Source organism: Nocardia sp. CDC519 (assembly GCF_059509835.1).
In genome coordinates this window covers 1,033,382-1,053,062 of the sequence record NZ_CM183377.1, presented here as the reverse complement: position 1 = coordinate 1,053,062, position 19,681 = coordinate 1,033,382, and the positions used below count along the sequence as shown (strand labels likewise).

The following is a 19,681-nucleotide window of genomic DNA, read 5'->3' as shown; positions in this document are numbered from 1 at the left end:
TCAGCGCGTCACGGCCTGCCGTAGACGGCGGTGACGAACTCGCCGAGCTGGTTGTCATCGAGATGCCTGGCCAGATCGGCCTCGCTGATCATGCCGATCAGGCGCTTGTTCTCGATCACCGGCATGCGTTTGACCTGGTGGGTCTCCATTTCGTCGAGCACCTCGTCGACGTCGGCGTCGGCCGAGATCCAGCGCGGCGTCGCTTCGCACAGCTCCGCGGCGCGAGTGCCCGACGGGGACAGACCCTGGGCGATGCATTTCACCACGATGTCGCGGTCGGTGATGATGCCGCACATCCGTTCGTTCTCGTCGGCGATGACGAGCGAGCCGACACCGAGTTCGGCCATCACGCGGGCCGCCTGTGCGACCGTTTGATCTCGGGAAATCCACTGAGCGCCGGGCTTCATGATGTCCCTGGCAGTGGTCATCTGGGCTACCTCCTCATGGATTCAGCTGAGCTGATCGGGATGGAGCCCATCAATTGTCGCACCGCACGGACCGACCGGTTCGGTGAATCGGCATCCCGTTCGCCCGAATCCGGCGGCCGGTCCGGCGGCGCGGTGGATCACGGCGGGCCGAGCGGAAGCACCCCGGTGTAGATGACGACGGTGCTGTTGCGCCCGACCGAGGAGCCCGCCGCCGGCTGCTGGTTCAGCACCTTGCCGACGTTCGCCGAATCCAGCGTGACCTGCGTGTTCTGCACGATCTGGGTGGTCGAGCCGGCCCAGCCGGCCTGGCGCAGCCGGTCGACGGCCTGCGAGGCGTTCAGCCCGACCAGGCTGGGCATGGTGAAATCGGCGCCGAGCGAGACCTGCACCGTGACGGTCGATCCCTTCTCCGCGGTTGAACCGCCGGCCGGGCTGGTCGCGATGACCTCACCCTTCGGCCGGGACGAGACGACCTCCTGGACGACGACCTTGAACTGCGCGCCCTCCACCAGATTCGGTTCGGCGACCTCGATGTCCTGGCCGACCACATTGGGCACCCGGACCTGCTCCGGCCCGCTGCCGATGGTCACCTTGACGGCCCGGTCGACCTCTACGCTCGCGCCCTCGGCCGGGTTCTGGCCGATCACCTTGTCCAACTCGGCGGTGCTGGAGGCCTCCTTGTCGACCTGGGGATCCAGCCGCAATCCGATGGCGTTGAGCTTCTGCTCGGCCTCCTGCCTGGTCAATCCGGTCAGCCGGGGCACCTGGATCTGCGCGGGCCCGGTGGACACGTGCAGGGTGATGGTGCTGCCCTCGTCGACGCGGGAACCGCCGAGGGGCTGGGTGGCGATCACATTGCCGGGAGCGACCCTGGCATCGGGCTTTTCCTGGATGGCGACGTGGAAACCGAGATCCTCGAGTTTCTGCTCGGCCTGCTGCACCGAACTGTTCGACAGATCCGGCACCGCGACCTGATCGGGCTTGCTGCCCGGCCCGATCAGCACCCAGAACAGGGCGATCGCGACGATCACCGCGGCCACCGCGCCCAACGTCAGATAGGCGGTGCGCCGCTGGCTCGGCGGCTCCACCGGCTCCTGTTCACCGGTGTCGTCACCGCCGCGATAAGCGGAGCGGTCATGGTTGTCGACGGTGTGGTACGAGTGCTGTGCCGGTTCCTCCGAGCCGAGGATGGTGGTGCGGTCCTCGTCGGTCATCACCATCGGCGCGCTCGGCTTCTGCCCGCCGAGCACCCGGATCAGATCCGCGCGCATTTCGGCGGCGGTCTGATACCGGTTGGCCGGGTTCTTGCTCATCGCCTTGAGCACCACCGAATCCAGTTCGCGTGGCACCCCGTCGTGCACGAGCGAGGGCAGCCGCGGATCCTCGCGCACATGCTGATAGGCCACCGCCACCGGCGAGTCGCCGGTGAAAGGCGGTTCGCCGGTGAGGATCTCGAAGAGCACACAGCCCACCGAGTACACATCCGAGCGGGCGTCGACGGATTCGCCGCGCGCCTGCTCCGGCGAGAGGTATTGCGCGGTACCGATGACGGCGGCGGTCTGCGTCATCGGGTTGGCGGCATCGGCGATGGCGCGGGCGATGCCGAAGTCCATCACCTTCACCGCGCCGGACCGATTGATCATGATGTTGGCCGGCTTCATATCGCGGTGCACGATCCCGGCCTTGTGGCTGAAATCCAGTGCGGCGCAGACATCGGCGATGATCTCCATCGCCCGGCGCGGCGGCAGCGGACCCTTGCCGCGCACGATGTCGCGCAGCGTCTCGCCGTCCACGTACTCCATCACGATGTAGGGCAGCGGGCCGCCGTCGACCTCGGCCTCGCCGGTGTCGTACACCGCGACGATGGCCGGATGATTCAACGCGGCCGCGTTCTGCGCCTCTCGTTTGAAGCGCAGATAGAAGGTGGGGTCGCGGGCGAGGTCGGCGCGCAGCACCTTGATCGCCACATCCCGGCTCAGTCGCAGGTCGCGTGCCTTGTGGACCTCCGACATCCCGCCGAACCCGATGATCTCGCCCAGCTCGTACCGGGAGGAGAGATTCTTCGGGGTCGTCATGGCAGTCCTTGCTGGGAAGTAGCCGGCGTGCTGCTTTCGGTGACGACGGGACGTCGGGCACCGGGAATCTCGGGCAATGGTATGTCGACGGTCGGCACCCGCCCGCGGGTGGTCGTCGGCTGTGTCGAGGTGCGCTGAACCGTGGTGGTCGGCTCGGTCGTCGACGGTTCGGTGGTGGTCGGTTCGGTGGTCGTCGACGTGGGCGGTTCGGTGGTGGTGGTCGGCGGCTGCGTGGTGGTCGGTTCCTCGGTGGTGGTCACCGGGGGCGGCAGCGGCCGCACCGTCGTGGTGACCGGCGGCGGCAGCGGCTTTGTGGTGTGCGGCGCGACCGTGGTCGACTCGATCTGCCTGGTCGGATCGGGGTTGGTGTCGCCACCGAACAGCAGCCAGATCACCAGCCCGCCGAGCACCACGGCGCCGACACCGAGCCCGGCCATCCACTTCTGGGTAGAGGTCGGTCCGCGTTTGTGGTCGTCGGGCGGCATCGGCGCGCGCCCGGAGGCGGCGGTGGCACCGACCGTCGTCGGAGTCGCCGCGCCGGTCGCCGCCGCCGTCGGATAACGCACGGTCGCGCCGTTGTCGTAGGCGGGCTGGGCCGAGGGCAGCACTACCGTCGGCCCCGGCGGGAGCACCCTGGTGGCGCCGGTGGGCGCGGGTCCGGTGCCCATCCCGCGTGGCGGCGGTGGCCTGCGGCCAGCCCGCACCGCGGCGACGGCGTCGGCGAATTCGCCGCCGTCGGCGTACCGCTGGGCCGGATCCTTCCCGATGGTGATGTCGATCAGTTCGCGCACGTTGGGCGGCAGATCCGAGGGCATCGGCGGTGGTGTCTCGCGCACATGCTTCATCGCGACGGTGATCGCGCCGTCGCCGCTGAACGGGCGCTGGCCCGCCAGCGCCTCGTAGCCGACGATGCCGAGGGAGTACACGTCGCTGGAGGCGGTGGCGTCCTCGCCGACGGCCTGCTCCGGTGCGATGTACTGCGCGGTGCCCATCACCATGCCGGTCTTGGTGACCGGCGAGGCGTCCACCGCTTTGGCGATGCCGAAGTCGGTGATCTTCACCTGCCCGGCGGGGGTAACCAGGATATTGCCGGGCTTCACATCGCGGTGCACCACACCGGCGGCGTGCGCCACCTGCAGCGCCCGGCCGGTCTGTTCGAGCATGTCGAGGCCCTGCGCCACCGAGAGCCTGCCGAGCCGGTTGAGCACCGTATTGAGCGGTTCGCCCTGCACCAGTTCCATGACCAGGTAGGCCACCTCCCCGCCCTGCGGGTCGACGGTCTCGCCGTAGTCGTAGATGCCGGCGATGCCGGAGTGGTTGAGCTGCGCGGTGGTCTTGGCCTCGGTGCGGAACCGATGCCGGAAGGTGGGATCGGCCGAGAACTCCGACTTGAGCACCTTGACCGCCACCCGCCGGTCGAGACGGGTGTCGAGGGCTTCCCAGACCTGGCCCATACCGCCGGTGGCGATCAGCCGCTGCAGCCGGTACCGGTCCGCGATCATCGCACCGTTGTTCAGCATCGGATTCCCCGCAGATTCACTCGCACATCCATCTCGTTCAGCGCCCTTGCAGGCCCGCGTCCAGTACCGCGCGGGCTACCGGCGCGGCGACCGACCCACCGGTTGCCGCCTCCCCGCGGTCACCGCCGTTCTCCACGATGACCGCAATCGCGATCTTCGGGTTCTGCGCGGGCGCGAAGGCGATATACCAGGCGTGCGGTGGGGTATTACGCGGGTCCGAGCCGTGTTCGGCCGTTCCGGTCTTGGACGCGATCTGGTACGGCCGTCCGCCACCGCCCTTGGTGTTCTGTTCGGAGGCGACCATCAGGTTGGTCACGGTCGACGCTACCTGGGCGCTCACGGCCTGCCCGACCGACACCGGTGTGGTTTCCGACAGCACGCTCAGATCGGGGCCCTGCAGCTGGTCGACCAGGTACGGCTCCATCCGCACGCCGCCGTTGGCGATGGTCGCGGCGATCACCGCGTTGTTGAGCGGGGTCAGCGCGACGTCGCGCTGACCGATGCTGGTCTGGCCGAGTGCGGCATCGTCGGGGATCGGCCCGACGGTGCTCTCGGCGACCGGGATCGGCACCCCGCGATGCGGCCCGATGCCGAAGGCGGCGGCCTCGTCCTTCAGGTTCGAGGCGCCCACATCGACACCGAGCTCGACGAACGCGGTGTTGCACGACATACGGAACGCGTCGTACAGCGAGGCGGTCGGGCCTGGGCCGCAGGTGGTGCCGTTGTAGTTCTCCAGCGTGGTGCTGGTGCCGGGCAGGGTGATGTTCGGCGCGGCGGTGAACTGGCTTTCCGGGGTGGCGACCCCGTTGGACAGCGCCGCCGCGGTGACGATCACCTTGAAGGTGGAGCCGGGCGGATAGGTCTGCGAGACGGCGCGATTGAGCATCGGCTGGTTCGGGTCCGAGCTCAGCTGCTCCCAGGCCTTGGTGCCCTGGGCGCCGTCGTGGCCCGACAGCAGGTTCGGGTCGTAGCTCGGGGTGGACACCATCGTCAGGATCTTGCCGGTGCTCGGCTCGATCGCGACCACCGATCCGGTGTAGCCCTTGCTGGTCAGCTCGTCGTAGGCGACCTGCTGCATGACCGGGTCGATGGTGGTGACCACATTGCCGCCGCGCGGATCGCGCCCGGAGAACAGATCGACCAGCCGGCTGCCGAACAGCTGATTGTCCGAGCCGTTGAGCACCGGATCCTCCGCGCGTTCGAGCCCGGTGCTGCCGTACTGCATCGAGTAGAAGCCGGTCACCGGGGCGAAGGCCTCGGGTGCGGTGGGGTAGGTGCGCAGGTATTTGTAGCGGTCGTCGGTGGCAACCGAGCTGGCGAGCACGGTGCCGCCGGCCGAGATCTGGCCGCGCTGGCGCGAGTACTCGTCGAGCAGCACCCGGGAGTTGCGTGGATCCGCGCGCAGATCGTCGGCCTTGATGACCTGGACGTAGGTGATGTTGGCCAGCAGCGCGACGACCATGACCATCACCGCGACGGCGACCCGGCGTAGGGGAGTGTTCACTACCTCGGCCCCCCTTCCTGACGGTTCTGATCCCGCCGCATCATCTCGGTCGGCGCCTCGGCGATCGGCGGCGGTGCGACTTCCTTCTTGCGGACCGGCGCCGGCGCGCGGGCCGCGTCGGAGATCTTGATCAACAGCGCGAGCAGCGCGTAGTTGGCCAGCAGCGACGAACCACCATAGGACATGAACGGCGTGGTCAGACCGGTCAGCGGGATCAGCTTGGTGACACCGCCGACCACAACGAACAACTGGACCGCGATGGTGAACGACAGACCAGCGGCGAGCAGTTTGCCGAAGCTGTCGCGGACCGCGAGCGCGGTGCGCATCCCGCGCATGATGAACACCAGGAACAGGATCAGCACCGCGGTCAGCCCGATCAGGCCGAGTTCCTCACCGATGGTGGTGACGATGAAGTCGGTCTTGGCGAAGGGCACCTGGGACGGGCGGCCGCTACCGAGCCCGGTGCCCGCGAGCCCGCCGGTGGCCAGCCCGAACAGCGACTGCGAGATCTGGTAGCCGGTGTTGTTGTAGTCGTCGAAGGGGTGCAGCCAGGTTTCCACGCGCACCCGCACGTGCCCGAACAGCTGATAGGCGAAGACGAATCCGAGTGCGAGCAGCCCGCCACCGATGATCAGCCAGCCCACCCGCTCGGTGGCGATGTAGAGCATCACCAGCACGGTGCCGAAGATCAGCAGCGACGTGCCGAGATCCTTTTCGAACACCAGCACCCCGATGCACACGATCCACACCGCGAGGATCGGGCCGAGATCGCGGGCCCTTGGGAACTCCATGCCGAGGAAATGCTTGCCCGCGGCGGTGAACAGATCGCGCTTGGCCACCAGCACCGAGGCGAAGAAGATGATCAGCAGGATCTTGGCGAACTCGCCCGGCTGCATGCTGAAACCCGGCAGCCGGATCCAGATCTTGGCGCCGTTGGTTTCGGAGAATCGGCTCGGCAGCAGCGCCGGGATCGCCAGCGCGACCAGCCCGATCAGTCCCAGGGTGTAGCTGTAGCGGGCCAGCGTGCGATAGTCGCGCAGCACGATCAGCAAGGTGATGAACACGATCGTGCCGAGCGCCGTCCACAGGATCTGCTGGGTGGCGTCGGGGGAAGGCACCGGCCAGTCGTTGTAGGCGGCGGCCTGCTGATCGGCCAGATCGAGACGATGGATCAGCACCAGGCCGAGGCCGTTGAGCAGCGCGACGATGGGCAGCAGCAACGGGTCGGCGAAGGGTGCGAAGCGGCGGATCGCCAGATGCGCGATCCCGAACAGAGCGAGGTAGGCCAGACCGTATTTGGCGATGTCCCAGGTGATCGACTGCTCCTGGCTGGCCTCGACCAGGAACAGCGATGCGGTGGTGACCACTGCCGCGAAGCCGAGCAACAACAGCTCGTTGTTGCGTCTGGTGCTCGGCGCAGGCGCGGGAGCGAAGCCGCCCGGGGGACTCGGATAGGCCCCGGCGGACGGTGGTGCCGGTGCGGACATCAGTCCGTCACCCGGCAGTTCTCCCCCGCGGTCTGGGGCTGGGTCGGCGGAGCCGTGGTGGTCGGCGGCGCCGGCGTCGGGGTGGCCGAGGCCGGCGGCGCGCCTTCACCATTGGGTGCCGGAGCCGGGGGTGGCGCGGTGGTGGTGGTCGGGGCGGGGCCCGTCGGCGGAACAACCGGCGGCGCGACGACACCTGGCTGCGGCACCGAGCTCTTGGTGTCGCACGGCGGCAGCAGTTCCCGGTCGGCCAGCACGGCCATCTGGTCCTTGGCCTTGTCCAGCGAGCCGGGCGGCAGGCCCTTGTCCACCTGGTCGCGTCCGGTCTGCTTCAGGTCCTCGACCTTCAGTTCCCGGCAATCGGCAGGCATGTCCGCATCGGCGTCGACCAGCGTCAGCTTGCCGTCGGCGGCGACACAGCCGACCAGATCGACCTCATGGATCGAGTAGCCGAGGATCGAGCCCGGCAGCCCGCGCATGACGACGACGCGATCGTTGTCGGCGCCGACGTAGTAGTTGGACCGGATCATCTTGTACCCGACCAGCAGACCGACGCCGACCGCGGCCACCAGCGCGACCGCGAGCAGGATCCAGCGCAGCCGATGCGATTTCGCCGCGGGCGGCGGTTCCGGTGCGGAGGCGGCCCGGCGCGGCGCCGCACGCGGCGGGCGCATGGCGGCGGCTCGGCCGGCCGCGGTGTTCGGCGGTGGAGTGTCCTCGTCCTGGCCCGACGCCGCGCCCGCGACGATGGGGTGGCTCTGCCCGTAATCCAGGTCGATGACATCGGCGACGACCACGGTGACGTTGTCGGGTCCGCCGCTGCGCAAGGCGAGTTCGATCAGCCGGTCGGCGCATTCGTCGGTGCTGCCCTCGCGCATGGTGTTGGCGATGGTCTCATCGCTGACCACATCCGAAAGCCCGTCCGAGCACAGCAGATACCGGTCGCCCGCGCGTGCCTCGCGCATCACCAGCGTCGGCTCGATCTCGTTGCCGGTGAGCGCCCTCATGATCAGCGAACGCTGCGGATGCGTGTGCGCCTGCTCCGGGGTGATCCGGCCCTCGTCGACCAGCGACTGGACGAAGGTGTCGTCCCTGGTGATCTGGGCCAGCTCGCCGTCGCGCAACATGTAGGCGCGCGAATCGCCGATGTGCACGAGGCCGAGCTTCTTACCGGCGAACAGCATGGCGGTGAGCGTGGTGCCCATGCCGTCGAGCTCGGGTTCCTCCTCGACCTGATCGGCGATGGCCGCATTGCCCTCACGGGTGGCGCGGTCGAGCTTGCCGAGCAGATCGTCGCCCGGTTCGTCGTCGTCGAGGTGGGCCAGCGCCGCGATCATCAGCTGCGAGGCCACTTCGCCCGCCGCGTGTCCGCCCATGCCGTCGGCGAGGGCGAGCAGGCGGGCACCCGCGTAGACGGAATCTTCGTTGTTGGCCCGGACCAGACCGCGGTCGCTGCGCGCTGCGTAGCGGAGAACAAGTGTCACGATCGGAGCTCGATCACAGTTTTGCCGACCCGGACGGGAGCGCCGAGCGGAACACGGACAGCGGTGGTGACCTTCGCGCGGTCGAGATACGTACCGTTCGTCGAGCCGAGATCCTCGACGTACCAGTCGTCACCACGCTGTGACAGCCGCGCATGTCTGGTCGAAGCGTAGTCGTCGGTGAGTACCAGCGTGGAATCGTCCGCACGGCCGATCAGCACCGGTTGGGTGCCGAGGGTGATGCGGGTGCCGGCTAGTGAACCTTGAGTCACCACAAGATATTTGGCGCCCTTCTGGCCTCGGCGCAGGGACGGCAGCACCGCGGGACCGCGCGCGGCCCTCGGCTGGACCCGGATGCCGGAGGCCGCGTAGATGTCGCTGCGCAAGGTCCGCAGCACCGCCCACACGAACAGCCACAACAGCAGCAGGAAGCCCGCACGGGTCAGCTGCAGGATCAGTCCCTGCACGGCGCTCCACCTCCTGTTCGACCGTGTGTCGGTGCCGTAGGTGTGGTTCGACCCACCCCCACCGCTGTGCTGGTCTTGCCGGCTCCGTATGCGGTGCCTCGCGTGTGTGGGCACATCATAGGGCCGTCAGCCGATACGGACACGCCACGACCGCCCATTTCCGGACAGTCATGTCGTGACCTGCATCGCGAGCTTACGGGATCAGACGATGCGGATCAGGATCTCGGAATGCCCGGCGCGGATCACATCGCCGTCGGCCAGTTGCCAGTCCTGCACCGGGGAACCGTTCACCAGGGTGCCGTTGGTCGAGCCGAGATCCGACAGCATGGCGGTCTGCCCGTCCCAGCGGACCTCGATGTGCCGACGGGAGACGCCGGTGTCCGGCAGGCGGAAGTGCGCGTCCTGGCCGCGGCCGATGATGTTGCTGCCCTCACGCAGCTGGTAGGTGCGGCCGCTGCCGTCGTCGAGCTGGAGGGTTGCCGAATAGCCCGAGCCGGCCGCGGGAGCCGCGGCATATCCGCCGCCGGCGTAGCCGCCCTGCGCGCCGTAACCGGGCTGCTGGGAGTACGCCTGGCCGTAGCTCTGATCGTCGCCGTAGCCGGCCTGATCGCCGTATCCCGGATCCGCGTAGCCCTGGTCGGCGTAGCCGGGCTGGCCGTAGCCCTGCTGAGCCCCCTGCGGGCCGTAGCCCGGCTGGGCGCCGTAGGCCGGGTCGGCGTAGGCCTGCTCGCCATAGCCGGGTTGCCCCACGCTTTGCTGACCGCCCGGGGCCGGTGCGTAGCCCTGATCGGCGTAACCGGGCTGCCCGTAGCCGGGCTCGGAGTAGCCCCCGCCTTGCTGGCCGTAGCCCTGATCGGCGTAGCCCTGCTGCTGGTACCCCTGGTCGGCGTAGCCGGGCTGACCGTAACCGGGATCGGCCTGGCCGTAACCCTGGTCGCCGTAGCCGCCCTGCTGGCCGTAGGCCTGCTGACCGCCCTGCTGGTAGTCGTAGCCGTTCTGGTAATCGCCACCCTGGTAATCGCCGTAGCCCGGCGACTCCGGCGCGCGATAGTCGGCGCCCGAACCGTAGGGCGCGCCCGAACCGTAGTCCTCGGGGTACGCGCCGTTCTGCGGCCCGCGTCCCGCGGGCGGGGGTGCGTACCCGCGGTTGCGTGGATCGGACTCCGCGGGCTCACGGCTCGGGTCGTAGCCAGAGTTCTGCGTCATGGGGCCAGCTCCTGGTTGCGGGTGTGCGGGTCGTTGTGGCGGGGGTTCCGGGCTGCGAGCTGCGGGAGCCGCACGGCCGACGTCGGGATCGACCCGGCCGCTCGCCCTGAACTGTCCGGTGTGCAGCGTAGGGGATGCCTCGAACGCCACGTGTACTTCGCCGTAGGTCTGCCACCCTTGTTCGCGGATGAAGTCCTGCAGATGCTTGGCGAACGCGCGCGTCGTGAGGTCGTGATCGGCGTCGAGCTGCTGATGATCCGACGAGTTGATCGTGATCACATAACTGTTGGGTGCGAGCAGATGCCCGCCGCCGAGTTCCTGGACGTGATCGGCCGCCTCGCGCTGCAACGCCGCCTCCACCTCCTGCGGCACGACGCTCCCACCGAAGACCCTGGCGAACACATCACCGACGGCGCCTTGCAGGCGACGCTCGAATCTCGAAACGATGCCCATCTCGGCCCTCCCTTCGGTGAGATGTCTCCTCATTCGCAACGACGACACGCGGACGTGGCGTGTCGTTCAACGAGCACGTTCTTTGCATGATATCCGCGATCGTCTACACCTGTAACTGATGGAACTCGCGCCGGGTTCCCGCGGGTCGTCGCCGGGGGTGGACCGCGATTTCGTATCCGGGCGGGCTCCGTGATACTGTCTCCCAGTCGCTCGGGCGAGTGGCGGAATGGCAGACGCGCTGGCTTCAGGTGCCAGTGTCCTTCGGGACGTGGGGGTTCAAGTCCCCCTTCGCCCACAGATGCGGGAAAGCCGCAGATCAGATGGACAATCTGATCTGCGGCTTTTCTCGTTTCCGGGTCAGGCCGGCTTGATATTGGCGTTGCGGTGCAGCACATTGCCCGGGTCGTACTGCGCCTTGAGCGCGGCCAGCCTCGCGTACTTCGCACCGTAGGACCTACGGATCAGCTCCTCATCGGGTTCGGCCATGAAGTTGATATAGCTGCCAGGGTTCGACGACAACGGCCCGAGCGCGGACCACGTCTGCCTGGCCCACTGCCGATCTCCGGCCAGCAGCTCCGGGTCGGGGGCGACGGCGGCGATATTGCAGACGTAATGCGGCGTGCGCGCCCCGCCGAAGGCGGTGTCATCGGCGGCGACCGCGGCGAACGCGCCGTCCAGGCAGAAGCACGGCATGAACGACATCGGCGAGGCCTTCTTCGGAATGGCATCGGTGATGACCGCGATCGCCTCGTCGGAGATGTCGTCTATATCCACGGCCTTCTCATAGCCGTAGATGCCCCAGGGCGCGGCGTTGTCGAGCAGGCTCTGCAATGCCGTGTAGGGCATGGGTGTGACGAATTCGAACAGCGGCGGCAGCGCGTCACGGATCGGCGCGACCATCCGGGCATGTTCGGCGGCGGTGCCGAAACCGGCCACCAGCAGGGCATAGCCCGGCATCAGGTGGTATTGCTCCGGCACGAACGGCTCCGGCGGTGCGCTCAGGCCGAGTCCCATCAGCGCGCCCGCCCGCTCGGGCAGGGTCGGGAGGAACTCGCGGCACATCCGCAGCATGTCGGCGCCCGCGGCGCGGTCCCAGAAGAACAGTCCGAAATGGATCTCGGGCCCGAGCCGGTGCAGCCGGAATTCGAACTCGGTGACCACGCCGAAATTGCCGCCGCCACCACGCAGGCCCCAGAACAGGTCGGCATTCTCCTGGTCCGAGGCACGCACGATGCTGCCGTCGGCCAGCACTACCTGTGCGGCGACCAGGTTGTCGATGGTGAGTCCGAAGCTGTGGGTGAGCCAGCCCATCCCGCCGCCGAGGGTCAGCCCGCCCACGCCGGTGTGGCTGATGGTGCCCGCGGGTACCGCCAGGCCGTGGGCCTGGGTGGCGGCATCCATATCGGCCATCGTCGCGCCGCCGCCGACGCTGGCGATTTCCTTCTCCGGATCGACCACGACCTTGTTCATCGCGCTGAGGTTGATCATCAGCCCGTCGTCGACGCACGAGGAGCCGCTGAAGGCATGGCCGCCGCCGCGGACGGCGATCTCGAGATCGCGCTCGCGGCCGAAGGACAGCGCCGCGGAGACGTCTTCGGCGGACAGGCAGCCGGCGATCGCGGCCGGGTGCCTATCGATATCGCCGTTCCAGAGGGAGCGGGCGGTGTCGTAGCCCGCCTCGCCGGGACCGAACACCGGCCCGCTGATCTTCGAACGCAATGCGCCCAGATCGGTGTGCATTGTCTGTGTCATAGCTTTCTCCGCCCATGTGGCCCCGCCCCACTGATTCCGGAGCCCGGCACCGCCGCCGGCTCATACCGACCCCCACCCACCTGAAACGTGGTGGGCTCCGCTGCCGCGCCTGCTGCGCGCTGTCAGGTGATACGCGCCACGTCGGCACGTGGTTCAGCACGGTCGTCCCGCAATCCTCGGTCGGCGCGGTGAAGACCCCTGGCAGCCGGCCTCTGACTCGTGGAACGCGTTGCATTGTGTTGCCGCGGAATTCGTTGAACAGGCTTGACCGACAATGAGAACCTGTTCTAATTCATGGCATGCGCAGATTTGACGGCCGCCGGGTGGTGGTGACAGGTGCCGGATCGGGTATCGGACAGGGCATCGCTTTGCGACTGCTCGATGAGGGCGCCCAGCTGGTCGCCGTCGATATCGACGAGCCCGGCCTGGCCGCCACCGCGGACAAGGCAGGCGACGCCGCCGACCGGCTGCGGACGGTGCGGCTCGACATCGCCGATCAGGACTCGGTCCGCACCGGCACCGAGACCGCCCTCGAGTACCTCGGTGGGCTCGATGTGCTGGTGAACTCCGCAGGCATCCTGCGACCGGCCCGCACGCACGAAATGCCGCTCGACGCCTGGGACACGGTGATCCGGGTGAACCTCACCGGCACCTTCCTGATGACCCAGGCCGCGCTGCCCGCCCTGCTCGATTCCGGACGCGGCGTGGTGGTGAACCTGTCGTCGACCGCGGCGTTCCAGGGTTCGCCCTATCTGGCCGCCTACGCGGCCTCCAAGGGCGGCGTGGCCAGCTTCACCCATGCCATCGCGCTCGAATACGCCAAGCAGGGCCTGCGCGCGGTGAACATCGTGCCGGCGGGGATCACCAGCGGGATCACCACCAAATCGATCCTGGAGCAGCCGGAGGGTTTCGATCCGAGCCTGTTCGCGCGGCTCACCGGCTGGCTCAACGGCGGCGCACTCGGCAGCCCGGAGGACATCGCCGGCGTCGTCGCCATGGTCGCCTCCGACGACGGCCGCTATATGACGGGCACAGAGCTGCGGGTCGACGGCGGCGCCCTCATGTGAGCGCCGGTGCGATCAGGACGCGGCGGGCCGGGCGATCAGCAGATGGAACGGGATCGGCGGGTTGGGGATCCGCCGGTGCTCGACCGCGCAGCCGGCCGCGCGCAGCGTGTCGATCACCTCGGCGACCGGGCGAAGGGTGAATCCGTAGCCGGTGAACGGCAACTTCCTCATCGCATCGGGATCGCCGATGCCGATCACGAGCCTGCCCCCGGGGCGGACCACCCGCGCCAGTTCGGCGCAGGCGGCGGGCAGGTCGTCGACGAAGTAGACGGTGTTGCACGTGATCGCGGCATCGAGGCTGTCGGTGTCGAGTGGCAGCGCGGTGAGCGAACCCTCGGCCAGCCGCAGCCGGCCCGCGGCGATATCGGCGGCGAAACCGGATCGGGCCCGATCGAGCATGTCGGCGGAGATCTCGATGCCGTGCACGATGCCGTCCGCACCCACCCGGCCCAGCAGCTTCTTCAGGCCGATGCCGCCGCCGAAACCGATATCGGCGACAGCCGGTGCGCCGAGCGGTTGTCCGGCGGTGTCGTCCGGCTCGAGAGCGGCGTCGACGGCCGCCGCGACGGCGCGACCGTTGCCGCGATCCAACATCGGCGCGACCACCTTGCCGAGCAGGCCGTGCGGATTACCGAGCTGTCCGGCGACGGTCGACAGGATGCGGTCACGAAGCCCACTCATGCGGCCATGGTATCGGCGCCGGGCGTGAGTGCCGGTGCGGCAATACTGTTCTGGCGCGGTCACGGCCGGCCGCCGAGCAGGCGGCGCATTTGCGTCAGCGTCTCCAATAGGACGGAAATGTCGAACGAAAGGCGGTCGCCATGCGCGCACCACTGGCCCTGCTCGCCACCTGTGTCCTGATGAGTGCGGGCAGCGCGAGCGCCGCACCGGTCTGGGGCCCACTCGCGCCGCCCAATCCGCATCTGGGACCGCTCGGCACCGCGACCATGCACGGCGACGCCGGCTCGTCGGACGCGACACCGCTGGCGGGTCCGGGCACCGGCAAGCACGCGGTGACGATCTATCCGCTGGCCGCCGCCTGCCCGACCCTGTTGCAGGGCAACGACGGTCTGGTGGTGGCGTTGTGCACCACGGTCGCCGGGCGCGAGCCGACGGTGTTCCTGATCGACCCGCAGTCACCGGTCGGCCTGCCGCTGGCCTCGCTGACGCTGGTCAAGGGCAGTCTGCTCGGCGGTGTGTACGCCTACCTCGACAACGCCGACCGTCTGGTGGTGGTGGACGGTAACCGGGATCTGCTGCGAATCGGGCACGGCCGCACCGAATCCGGACGCTGGCAACTCACGGTCGACGCCTCCGTGCCGCTGGCGGGCTCGATTCCGGCGGGTGACAACGTGACCGGGCTGGTGCCGGATTGGTCCGGCAATGTCTGGTTCGCCGCCGGCGGCGGGGTGGTCGGCTTCGTGCGGCCCGCAGGGGCGGTGGCGGCGATCGCGCTGCCCGGCGGCGAGCAGGTGGCCAACAGCATCTCGGCGGCGCCGAGCGGGCGGGTCGCGGTGGCCACCACGCATGCGCTCTACGAGCTGCGGGCAAGTGGTTCGGGTCCGGAGGTGTTGTGGCGCGCGCCCTATGAGCGTGGTCCGGCGCGCAAACCGGGGCAGCTGAGCTGGGGGACCGGTTCCACCCCCACCTATTTCGGCCCGCGGACCGGCGCCGAGTACCTCACCATCGTCGACAACGCCGAGGGCCGGGTCCGGCTGCTGGTCTTCCGCACCGGCAGCGGGGAGTTGGTCTGCACTCGGCCGGTGCTGACCGAAGACGGTGCGGGCAGCGAGAATTCGCCGATCGGGATCGGCCGGTCGGTGTTCGTCGCGAGCACCTACGGCTACCCGTATCCGGCCGTGCCCGAGGGGGCGGGTCCCGCGGTGCCGCCGACGGCGCCGTTCGCCGGCGGCCTCACCCGAGTCGATGTGGACGACAACGGTTGCCGCACAGTGTGGGACAGCCCGGTGCGCAGCGCGGCGGTACCGCATCTGTCGACCGCGGACGGCCTGGTGTACACCGTGTCGCGGATCGGGCTGCCGACCACGACGCCGCTGGATGGTTACGCGTTGACGGTGATCGACCCGGAAACCGGTGGCGTACTGGCGAACAGTGTGCTGCCTCCGACGATCGTCGGTGATCCGTTGCAGATGTCGGCGTTGATCACCAAGAGCGGCAAGCTCTTACAGGGCACCGTCACGGGGATCGTCCGGGTGGGCTGACGGCCGCCGGATCTGTCCGATTCACCCGTTTAAACCTCTGATGAGGCGAAGATCACACTACGGATTTCAGTAACTCCGATGGTGCTGATCCGAGCCCGCCGTCGAGTGCGCTGATCGCATTGCGGCGACCGGATAACCTGCCGGTTAACTGTGTATTGGTACATGTAGGTCGCCCTCTGCATGATGCCGATCGTGTTTGTTCCGTGATAAACAAACCTGCGGTCGCTTTCTCGCCACGCTTCATTCAGCTATCCCCATTATCCACACTGAATCCCCAGGTAGCGGGCCATCTTGTGAGTACCGACCGGTAGTGAGCGGGTAGGCGTGGCTAATCGCCTGGGGGTGTCCGGCCGTAGCGAGTCCGTGACCTCGAAAAACGAAATGCAATTGCAGATGAAAGGACCAAATCGCGATTCACATCGGCCGCTGTGAGTTAGCTGGAACCGTGAAAAACGAGGACTTCACATGGGTTTGCGGGCGGTCTGCTTTATACGCTCAGCGGCCGCGCAGAGGGTTGCGTGGGCATAACGATTGTGTAGAGTCGACGGCAACGCTGGCCGCAGCTGAGCACGACTCGCTGCGGCCAGCGGAACTCAAATGGGGGAGTTCTTCACCGATCCGATTCCCGGCGTTGCCAACGGTTGCCAGAGCCGTGATCGCTCACCGTGTGCTCGGCGATGGCTACCGTCACCGATCCGTCGCGATAGCTACCGTCTGGTCGGTTTCAGAACGGTCCCGTTCCAGCACTGCCCGCCGGCCCGCACCGAACACGTACAGCAGAAACAGCGCCTCGGCCGCGAACCCGATCGCGATCCGCACCGGCGCGGGCAGGCCGCTCGGGGTCACGAAACCTTCCAGCAGGCCCGCCACCAGCAGCACGCCGACCAGCCCTAGCGCAATCGTGGCGGTGGTCCTGCCCTGCCGCGCCACCGCCTCCAACCGGCTCGACCGCCCCGGATCGATCAGCGTCCAGCCGAGTTTCAGGCCCGCGCCACCCGCGACGAAGACCGCCGTCAGCTCGAGCGTGCCGTGCGGAAGGATGAACCCGAAGAACGATTCCAAGCGCCCGGCCTCGGCCATCAATCCCGCCGTGACACCGAGATTGAGCGCGTTCATGAACAGCAGATACAGCGCGGGCAGGATCAACACCCCGGTGAACAGCGCGATCGCCGACACCCAAGCGTTATTGGTCCACACCTGCGCGGCGAACGCCTCGTTCGGATGCTCGGAGTAGTAGGTCTCGAACGCGCCACCGGGCGCGGTGACCGCGCGGGTATCGGCTGGAATGCCGAGAACCGAACGCGCCGAATCGAACTCGGCCACCCAGCCCGCGATCCCACCCGAGACCAGCAGGAACACCGCGCCCACCGACACCCACCACGGCCACGCGCGATACACGGCGGCGGGGAAGCGGTGGGTGAAGAAGCGGCCGACCTCCGACCAGGTGTCGGCCCTGGTGCCGAGCACCTTCGCGCGCGCCCGCGCCAGTACCGCGCTCAGCCCAGCCACCAATTCCGGATCCGGGCTATGGGTCTGTAACCGGGCCAGCTGCTGCGAGGTGCGCCGATACAGCGCGACAAGCTCGTCGGCCTCGGCGCCGGTGAGGGTGCCCTTGCGGGCCAGGAAGTCCAGCCGGTTCCAGGACCCGCGATGCGCGTAGCTGTATGCGTCCACGTCCATTCGGTTGCCTCCCACTCCCGCTCTGGGAAGAATGCTAGGCGACATGGCTGAGTTCACCACCGGCGAAGCAGTGGCCCTGGAGCTGCCCATCGCGCGCATCCCCACCAGGGCGGCGGCGTTCCTCGTCGACGTGATCATGCAGCTGATCCTGGGCTGGACGCTGATGCTGGGCGTCGTCTCGCTCCTGCTGCCGAGCGAACTCGACTCCGCGTGGCTGGCCACGGCGGTGCTCGTCACCGTGGTCACGGTGCTGGTCGGCTATCCGGTGGCCTGCGAAACCCTCAGCCGCGGGCGCACCCTCGGCAAGCTGATCTTCGGGTTGCGCGTGGTGCGCGCCGACGGCGGCCCGATCGATTTCCGGCACGCGCTGACCCGCGGCCTGGCCGGCGCGATCGTCGATTTCTGGATGCTCGGCGGGTTCGGCGCCATAGCTATGATCAGCTCGCTGTGCTCGCCCAACGCGCGCCGCGTCGGCGATGTGCTCGCGGGCACGGTCGTCGTCCACGGGCAGCAGCGGCTGCCGATCCCGGCGCTCGCCGTACCGCCGCCCTGGCTCGCCGAGTGGGCCACCCGACTCGATCCGAGCCCGCTGCCCGACGATCTGGCGCTGGCAGTCCGTCAGTACCTGACCCGGCTGCGCACCCTCACCCCGGCAGCACAGGTCGAACTCGGCAATGCCCTCACCGACGCCGTCTGCGCGCGCCTCGGCATCACCCGCCCCGGCGATTACCCGGCACCCCAGATTCTCGGCAGCGTCATGGCCGAACGGCAGCGTCGCGCGCTGGCGGCGCCGGTCGCGGCACCAGCGGTCCTCGGGTGGGCGACAAAACCTGCCGTCGCCCGAACGTGAGCGGATCGCGACGCTACCGGCAAACACCTTTCGCCCGGCTTTGAGCGACAACTCGGAATTCTGTCGCTCATATGCGGGCGAAAGGTATCTCCGGACCCGGCGGTGGGGGGCGTCGAGGAGCCCCGTCCAGCGCACGCGACGGTGCGGCCGAAGAGCCCCACCGATCGCGCGGGCCGGTGGTCTACAGCCCTCCGGACTGTTTCAGCTCCAGGTACTCGTCGGCGAGCGCTTCCGGCAATTTCGCCGGCTCCGCCGCTACCACGTCGATTCCGCTGCGGCGCAGCGATTCCCGCACCAGCGCGCGTTCGGCGAGTAGCGATTCGGCCGCTGCCGCCCCGTAGAGCTCGCCGGGAGTGTCGCGGCGGGTGGCGGCCGCGGCGACCTCCGGGTCGGTGACCGAGACGATCAGCACCCGATGACGATGGGCGAGCACCGGGAGCACCGGCATCAGATTCTCCTGCACCGCGGCGCCGTCGAGAGTGGTGAACCAGACGATCAGGCTGCGCCGCCGGGTGCGGTCGATGGCGGCGCGCACCAGGGCGGCGGTATCGGTATCGACCAGCGCCGGCGTCACCCCGGCCAGGGCGTGCATCAGCTTCGATTGCAGCCGTCTGCCGCCGATGCCGCGCACCTCCGCGCGCACCTGACGGTCGAAGGCGAGCAGATCGACCGAATCGCCGGCCGCGGCGGCCAGCCCGCCCAACAACAACGCCGCCTCGATGCTCGCATCCAGCCGGGTGCCGTCCGCACCGCCGGTGCCTACCCGTCCGGCGCTGACGCGGCCGGTGTCGAGCAGCATGAGCATGTGCCGGTTGCGTTCCGGGCGCCAGGTGCGCACCAGGACGTCGGCGGCGCGAGCGGTGGCGCGCCAGTCGATCGCGCGCACGTCGTCGCCGGCGACATATTCGCGGAAGGAATCGAATTCGGTGCCCTGCCCGCGCATGTTCGCCACCGTGCGGCCCTCGAGATGCTGCAGTCGTTTGACCTTCGAGCGCAGCAGTTTCTCGCTGCGGAACGGCGGCAGCGCACGGACCCGGGCGGGCACCGTGTGCCGAGTCTGCCGTCCGGCCAGGCCCAGCGGGCCGATGACGCGTACCGTGATCGGCCCGGCGACCCGATCACCGCGCCGGGTGGGGGTGAGGGTGGTGCGGTAGCGGGTGCGGGTGCCCGGCTCGACGGCGAGCCGGTGGGTGCGACCGGCGGCGTGCGCGCTGCCGGGCCAGTCGTCCCACAGCACACCGCGGACGGTGCGCGGGCCGGTGTTGGTCACCACGAGCTCCACGTCGGTGCTGCGTCCGAGCCGCACCACCGTCAGCGGATCTCTGGTCAAGGTCAGCGCGGCGGCGCTACCGGCCGCACCGAGATCGACGAGCACCGCCACCGCCAGCAGCGCGCTCAGCACGGCGACGCCGAACCAGGACGGCAGCACGAAGGTGACCACCAGCGCCGCCGCCACGGCGACGGCGAACAACCGACCGGTGACGACCACGGG

At 68.7% G+C, this 19,681-nt stretch carries 15 protein-coding genes and 1 tRNA gene; 4 read left to right on the top strand and 12 right to left on the bottom strand.

Going from position 1 to position 19,681, the window contains the following annotated elements; translation table 11 throughout:
• Positions 1-8: 8 nt before the first annotated feature.
• From AC5W7N_RS04630 to AC5W7N_RS04595, 8 genes are all read right to left on the bottom strand, one after another.
• Positions 9-428 carry a CBS domain-containing protein gene (locus tag AC5W7N_RS04630; protein WP_014348325.1) on the bottom strand — a complete coding sequence of 140 codons (420 nt, stop codon included), beginning with the start codon at positions 426-428 and terminating at the stop codon, positions 9-11.
• Between the two features lie 137 nt (positions 429-565).
• Positions 566-2,503: a Stk1 family PASTA domain-containing Ser/Thr kinase gene (gene pknB / locus AC5W7N_RS04625; RefSeq protein ID WP_194990001.1), complete on the bottom strand. Its 1,938-nt coding sequence runs from the start codon at positions 2,501-2,503 to the stop codon at positions 566-568.
• Positions 2,500-4,023 carry a protein kinase domain-containing protein gene (locus tag AC5W7N_RS04620; protein ID WP_163816590.1) on the bottom strand — a complete coding sequence of 508 codons (1,524 nt, stop codon included), beginning with the start codon at positions 4,021-4,023 and terminating at the stop codon, positions 2,500-2,502. The genes pknB and AC5W7N_RS04620 overlap by 4 nt, the downstream gene beginning before the upstream one ends.
• Before the next feature lie 37 nt (positions 4,024-4,060).
• Positions 4,061-5,527, bottom strand: coding sequence for a peptidoglycan D,D-transpeptidase FtsI family protein (locus AC5W7N_RS04615; RefSeq protein WP_163816592.1), 1,467 nt, complete (start codon positions 5,525-5,527; stop codon positions 4,061-4,063).
• A complete protein-coding gene (locus tag AC5W7N_RS04610) occupies positions 5,527-7,014 on the bottom strand; it encodes an FtsW/RodA/SpoVE family cell cycle protein (protein WP_194990765.1) in 1,488 nt (495 codons plus the stop codon). The genes AC5W7N_RS04615 and AC5W7N_RS04610 overlap by 1 nt, the downstream gene beginning before the upstream one ends.
• On the bottom strand, positions 7,014-8,495 hold the full coding sequence (locus AC5W7N_RS04605; protein ID WP_163816595.1) for a PP2C family protein-serine/threonine phosphatase: 1,482 nt from the start codon (positions 8,493-8,495) through the stop codon (positions 7,014-7,016). The genes AC5W7N_RS04610 and AC5W7N_RS04605 overlap by 1 nt, the downstream gene beginning before the upstream one ends.
• Positions 8,492-8,959 (bottom strand): FHA domain-containing protein FhaB/FipA, encoded by a 468-nt coding sequence (locus AC5W7N_RS04600; RefSeq protein WP_014348331.1) that lies wholly within the window; start codon positions 8,957-8,959, stop codon positions 8,492-8,494. The genes AC5W7N_RS04605 and AC5W7N_RS04600 overlap by 4 nt, the downstream gene beginning before the upstream one ends.
• 201 nt (positions 8,960-9,160) lie before the next feature.
• Positions 9,161-10,618 (bottom strand): FHA domain-containing protein, encoded by a 1,458-nt coding sequence (locus tag AC5W7N_RS04595; protein WP_490724305.1) that lies wholly within the window; start codon positions 10,616-10,618, stop codon positions 9,161-9,163.
• A 212-nt stretch (positions 10,619-10,830) separates the two neighbouring features.
• On the opposite strand from AC5W7N_RS04595, the gene AC5W7N_RS04590 reads away from it, so the two are divergent.
• Positions 10,831-10,913 (top strand) — tRNA-Leu (locus tag AC5W7N_RS04590).
• Positions 10,914-10,975: 62 nt separating this feature from the next.
• On the opposite strand, the gene AC5W7N_RS04585 is transcribed toward AC5W7N_RS04590, so the two are convergent.
• On the bottom strand, positions 10,976-12,370 hold the full coding sequence (locus AC5W7N_RS04585; RefSeq protein ID WP_490724304.1) for an FAD-binding oxidoreductase: 1,395 nt from the start codon (positions 12,368-12,370) through the stop codon (positions 10,976-10,978).
• 299 nt (positions 12,371-12,669) lie between these two features.
• Here AC5W7N_RS04585 and AC5W7N_RS04580 point away from each other — a divergent pair, with 299 nt between their 5' ends.
• Complete coding sequence (locus tag AC5W7N_RS04580; RefSeq protein ID WP_163816601.1) at positions 12,670-13,437, top strand: SDR family NAD(P)-dependent oxidoreductase; 768 nt, start codon at positions 12,670-12,672, stop codon at positions 13,435-13,437.
• A 12-nt stretch (positions 13,438-13,449) separates the two neighbouring features.
• Here AC5W7N_RS04580 and AC5W7N_RS04575 read toward each other — a convergent pair whose 3' ends face one another.
• Positions 13,450-14,118, bottom strand: coding sequence for a methyltransferase domain-containing protein (locus tag AC5W7N_RS04575; RefSeq protein ID WP_194990769.1), 669 nt, complete (start codon positions 14,116-14,118; stop codon positions 13,450-13,452).
• Positions 14,119-14,258: 140 nt separating this feature from the next.
• Between AC5W7N_RS04575 and AC5W7N_RS04570 the strand changes: the two genes are divergently transcribed.
• The gene (locus AC5W7N_RS04570) at positions 14,259-15,659 is read left to right on the top strand and encodes a hypothetical protein (RefSeq protein WP_194990770.1); all 1,401 of its coding nucleotides are present in this window, start codon (positions 14,259-14,261) and stop codon (positions 15,657-15,659) included.
• A gap of 687 nt (positions 15,660-16,346) precedes the next feature.
• Here the strand turns inward: AC5W7N_RS04570 and AC5W7N_RS04565 are convergent.
• Positions 16,347-17,339 (bottom strand): stage II sporulation protein M, encoded by a 993-nt coding sequence (locus tag AC5W7N_RS04565; protein WP_194990771.1) that lies wholly within the window; start codon positions 17,337-17,339, stop codon positions 16,347-16,349.
• Positions 17,340-17,382: 43 nt separating this feature from the next.
• On the opposite strand from AC5W7N_RS04565, the gene AC5W7N_RS04560 reads away from it, so the two are divergent.
• Positions 17,383-18,189 (top strand): RDD family protein, encoded by an 807-nt coding sequence (locus tag AC5W7N_RS04560; RefSeq protein ID WP_163816608.1) that lies wholly within the window; start codon positions 17,383-17,385, stop codon positions 18,187-18,189.
• 181 nt (positions 18,190-18,370) lie between these two features.
• Here the strand turns inward: AC5W7N_RS04560 and AC5W7N_RS04555 are convergent, their stop codons facing one another.
• Entirely contained in the window at positions 18,371-19,678 is a 1,308-nt protein-coding gene (locus AC5W7N_RS04555; RefSeq protein ID WP_163816610.1) for a DUF58 domain-containing protein, read from the bottom strand.
• Positions 19,679-19,681: the final 3 nt, after the last annotated feature.

Coding starts and splice junctions, on each gene's coding strand:
- AC5W7N_RS04630 (WP_014348325.1), bottom strand. CDS start 428: ATGACCACTGCCAGGGACATCATGAAGCCCGGCGCTCAGTGGATTTCC.
- pknB (WP_194990001.1), bottom strand. CDS start 2,503: ATGACGACCCCGAAGAATCTCTCCTCCCGGTACGAGCTGGGCGAGATC.
- AC5W7N_RS04620 (WP_163816590.1), bottom strand. CDS start 4,023: ATGCTGAACAACGGTGCGATGATCGCGGACCGGTACCGGCTGCAGCGG.
- AC5W7N_RS04610 (WP_194990765.1), bottom strand. CDS start 7,014: ATGTCCGCACCGGCACCACCGTCCGCCGGGGCCTATCCGAGTCCCCCG.
- AC5W7N_RS04595 (WP_490724305.1), bottom strand. CDS start 10,618: ATGGGCATCGTTTCGAGATTCGAGCGTCGCCTGCAAGGCGCCGTCGGT.
- AC5W7N_RS04585 (WP_490724304.1), bottom strand. CDS start 12,370: ATGACACAGACAATGCACACCGATCTGGGCGCATTGCGTTCGAAGATC.
- AC5W7N_RS04580 (WP_163816601.1), top strand. CDS start 12,670: ATGCGCAGATTTGACGGCCGCCGGGTGGTGGTGACAGGTGCCGGATCG.
- AC5W7N_RS04575 (WP_194990769.1), bottom strand. CDS start 14,118: ATGAGTGGGCTTCGTGACCGCATCCTGTCGACCGTCGCCGGACAGCTC.
- AC5W7N_RS04570 (WP_194990770.1), top strand. CDS start 14,259: ATGCGCGCACCACTGGCCCTGCTCGCCACCTGTGTCCTGATGAGTGCG.
- AC5W7N_RS04565 (WP_194990771.1), bottom strand. CDS start 17,339: ATGGACGTGGACGCATACAGCTACGCGCATCGCGGGTCCTGGAACCGG.
- AC5W7N_RS04560 (WP_163816608.1), top strand. CDS start 17,383: ATGGCTGAGTTCACCACCGGCGAAGCAGTGGCCCTGGAGCTGCCCATC.